The following is a 3,985-nucleotide window of genomic DNA, read 5'->3' as shown; positions in this document are numbered from 1 at the left end:
GTGAGGGATCTAGCAGGGAAAACGGGTTTAAAACAAACAGAATGAGTTTGCTTTCTGGTCAGTTGTTAATTCAAGCATCAAAAGGCAGGACTAAAGTCCCACTTCCGATGAATAATTAGCTTACTTTTGGGAAGTGGGACTTTAGTCCTGCATGTTTTCATTTATATAAATAGAGACTAATTCCTTCAATCAAGAAAAATCACTGGATTGGTGGTTAACTGTACTTAACTTGTATTATTTAAACCCGTTTTCCCTGGGGATCTAGTGAGTGCCTTTATTAACAGATCAATGTTCTGTAAAAGATAAATGTGTTGCAACCTGATGTTAGCAATTTTATAAAATCAATGTATTAAATATTTATGCATTTGGTGGTGTGAAGGTTCCTCTCTTTTGTTGTATAGCTTGGTATGTTTTCGGTTTGTATAAATATTTACTTATAATGCATGTTTATTTACTGTTTATGTAGGTGATTATTTTTTTTTGTTAAATATATATTATCTGTAAGGTGTGCAAGCCCTGCTAGATCAATAAATTTGTGGTACAAATAGGTATTATTTACTTTTAAGGTCGCTCATTTTTAGCAAAATAAAGAGCAAGTCGTTTTCGCACACAATTTTTTACCACATGGACGTAGCTATAAATATTTCAGTGCATTTACAATTTACCTTTTCTTTATCCATTAAATGCAAACAGGAATATTGAATGAAAAATAGCTTATCAAGCTTTGACATCCTCGCGTTAGGTTTTATGACCTTTGCCTTCTTTTTAGGTGCCGGTAATATTATTTTCCCTCCTTTAGCCGGTGCGATGGCGGGCGAAAATTTAACATTAGCGACGCTTGGGTTTTTGGTCACCGCCGTAGGTCTTCCGCTTATTGCCTTGATTGCCGTGGCAAAAGCGGGCGGTGGTATTGTTGATATGGCAAAATATTTGCCCAGTAAAGTAGCGACCCTTTTAGCACTTGCGGTATTTATCGTTATTGGACCAAGTTTTGCTACACCAAGAGCCGCTTTAGTTGCCTATGAAATCTCCGTTAAACCCTTTTTAGATAACCCGGGAGTAAGCAGTTTAGCTATCTTCTCGGTATTGTTCTTTTTGATCGTTGGTTATCTGTCGCTCTCTACCGGAAAACTGTTAGATACCGTTGGTAAAGTGATCACGCCTTTGTTAATTGTGTTACTAGCTATTTTATCTATCTCTGTGTTTATGAATCCACTGGCTGATTTAGGTAATGCTTCTTTGGATTATATCGATAGCCCATTTACTAAAGGTTTTTTAGAGGGGTATAACACTATGGATACTTTAGGCGCTTTAGTTTTTGGTATGTTAATTATCAACGTGATTAAATCAAAGGGCATTGAAGATAAAAAAACGCAATACAAGTACCTAATCATTGCCGGTAGTATTGCTGCAATAGGGTTAACGTTTGTTTACGTTTCACTGTTCTATTTAGGTGGTACTAGCCATGAGATTGCATCAAATGTCACTAATGGTGGAGAGATTATTGCTATCTATGTGCAGGCAATGTTTAACACGCCTGGTTTAATTCTTTTAGCGTTAGTTGTTGCTTTAGCATGTTTAACAACCGCTGTTGGTTTGGTGAGTGCAATGTCTGATTTTTTAACCAGGCTTAAACCCACATGGGATAGAAAGCTACTTGTTATTGTAAATTGTGTTTTATGTGCAGTGGTGACCAACGTAGGATTAAGTGAGCTGATTAGTTTATCTATTCCTGTTCTGTTTGTGATATATCCAATTGCTATTGCATTAGTGGCACTAACATTACTGGATAGTTTTATTAGTAATAAAAAACTCAGTTATCGATTTGTAATGAGTATTGCACTGTTTTTTGGTGTGTTAGATGGCGTAAAAGCTGCTGGTGTAAATCTGCATCACTTTGACTTCTTACCACTGTTTGATAAAGGCATGGCCTGGGCGTTACCAACTGTCGCCGCTATTATCATTGCTGTTTTTGTGTTTAAAGATAGCAGTGAAAAATTAAATCAACCTGCGTAAATGTTCAATAATTTAAGAGGTTAAACAGCTCAAAGATTTAACCTCTCCTATTTCAACCTGAACGGATTCAGTGGTTGCTGTTAGTTATTACTTACATACGGGGTGTTATGTGAGTAACAAGGTAAACGTGTGAATTGGTGGTACATTTATTGCAACGAGTGACTAGGTGCACAGGGTCACTTCAGGGCGTTATTGGTCAACCCTATTCCAGCATACCTAATCTATATAGTTAAAGCGTATCTACAATAAAAAATACACCTATACTGCAAAATACTGTTTATAAATGGCTCTGTTCCATAGTATCTGTTGTCTATACTTATCAGTAGGTATAACTGCTGACTATAAAATCAACTTCCGAAATTTTATAAAAATTCCTAGCCATGCCTTTTAGAGCCAGTTTCTGTCACATTATTGTCATATTCACTTGGCATACTCGGTATCACTTGATCATGGCTGTGTGCACTTTGATAACAATGCCAAAGTACATGAGCTGAAACCTTATTTAGTGAAAGGGATATACTCGAAAACATGAATATACTACACATTTCAGATATGCACTTTGGCCCTCGCCACTGGCTTGGGAAAAATAAAGTATTGTTGGATAAATTGAACAGTTATGCGACTGATATTGTCATCAATACCGGCGACAATACCACTGATGCACTCGAAAATGAATTTAGAGCAGCAGGGGATTTTTTGAAATCAATTGATTGCCAACATATTGTTTCAATTCCCGGCAATCATGACAAACGAAATATGCAAAGTGCTGACTACTTTCGTCAGTACATCGACGATACAGAAGTTATTCGCCCATTAATTCGTGAAAACTGTCGAAAGAAAAATATTTTTCTTGATGAGCATACCAATGGCATAAAGGAGCATCTTACTGACATTAATTTTCTAAAAAACATTACCATCAATGATGAATCTATTTTGGTAGTCTGCCTTGATTCCAACTCACTTTATGAAGACAACGGTTTTGTCGATAAGGAAATGTTGAGAACACTTTCGCTAGCAATTAGTAAAGAGAGCTACGATAAAATAATTTTGCTAAATCACCACTCTATCCTAGACACCGATTCAGACCCTCTTTTCAACTCCCAAAAAGTTGTCGAGTTCGTCAGAGAGAATAATATAGAGCATGTGTTCTGTGGCCATACGCATCATTTGTCAATAATGAGATCAACCGACTTATACCACAAGCATTCATTCACTCAGTATAAGAATGGCTCGCTATCAAGCTGCAATACGCCCAATGACACCAATATGTTTTTGTATTATAAAAACTTTGGTACCGAATTGATGGAAATCCATGTCATTAGAGCAATTGTTGAAAATGAATCCATAAGCTTTGAAGAAGAAATAATTACCTGCTACTAGAAATTAGGAAAATGACCGCTTGAACACCCGAAACGTGTAGCGTTTTCTAGGTACAATGAAAAGGGTCCTCTTTATTTTTTCGGTGTTGCTGTTTATTTAGTCAATAGGTCACCGCTTATTAGTGATACATTTCAATATATCCAACCATATCAACCTCTTAAATTAACGACCGTTCATCGTTCCTTAGGAGGTAGTAAGCTTTTGAAGTGATTGCCTCAGTTTAGTGCACTACATTTATTAACACTAATGAATAGTAGTGTTAATAAATGGCTCTGTTGTAGAACACTGTTGTCACCCATAGGCAGCGACTAATATTTCTTGTTTATTGAGCTTCGCGTTGCTTTCCCTAAACCAAGCAAGATAATTCGATAAATACTTTGTTGCTACGCCTTTCATTTTTCCGTTAACCCAACCCTTAAAATGCGCTATTGCACCGTTCACGGTCTGGATGTGGTAAACCTTATCTATTACTCTCACTTTACCGTTTATTAGTCGCTTATGGTCACAATTTGTTTGCTTGGCTATCGTCACATATGACCATGAGCCATCACTACACAATACCGAATTTTCCGTTATATTATCCGTCAGG

Annotated in this window: 3 protein-coding genes; 2 read left to right on the top strand and 1 reads right to left on the bottom strand. The window is 36.7% G+C overall.

All coding sequences use genetic code 11. The features are described 5' to 3' along the window. Positions 1-702 precede the first annotated feature (702 nt). Together brnQ and G322_RS0117905 are read left to right on the top strand one after the other, a co-directional pair. Complete coding sequence (brnQ, locus tag G322_RS0117910; protein WP_022943066.1) at positions 703-2,016, top strand: branched-chain amino acid transport system II carrier protein; 1,314 nt, start codon at positions 703-705, stop codon at positions 2,014-2,016. Positions 2,017-2,544: 528 nt separating this feature from the next. Then, positions 2,545-3,396 carry a metallophosphoesterase family protein gene (locus tag G322_RS0117905; RefSeq protein ID WP_022943065.1) on the top strand — a complete coding sequence of 284 codons (852 nt, stop codon included), beginning with the start codon at positions 2,545-2,547 and terminating at the stop codon, positions 3,394-3,396. Positions 3,397-3,687: 291 nt separating this feature from the next. On the opposite strand, the gene G322_RS0117900 is transcribed toward G322_RS0117905, so the two are convergent. Then, the coding region (locus G322_RS0117900; protein ID WP_022943064.1) for an IS1595 family transposase at positions 3,688-3,985 on the bottom strand (298 nt) is incomplete at its 5' end.

This window comes from Psychromonas hadalis ATCC BAA-638 (assembly GCF_000420245.1).
GTDB classification, from domain to species: Bacteria; Pseudomonadota; Gammaproteobacteria; order Enterobacterales; family Psychromonadaceae; genus Psychromonas; species Psychromonas hadalis.
Note: the sequence above shows the minus strand (reverse complement) of the source record. Positions and strands in the feature narration are given on the sequence as shown.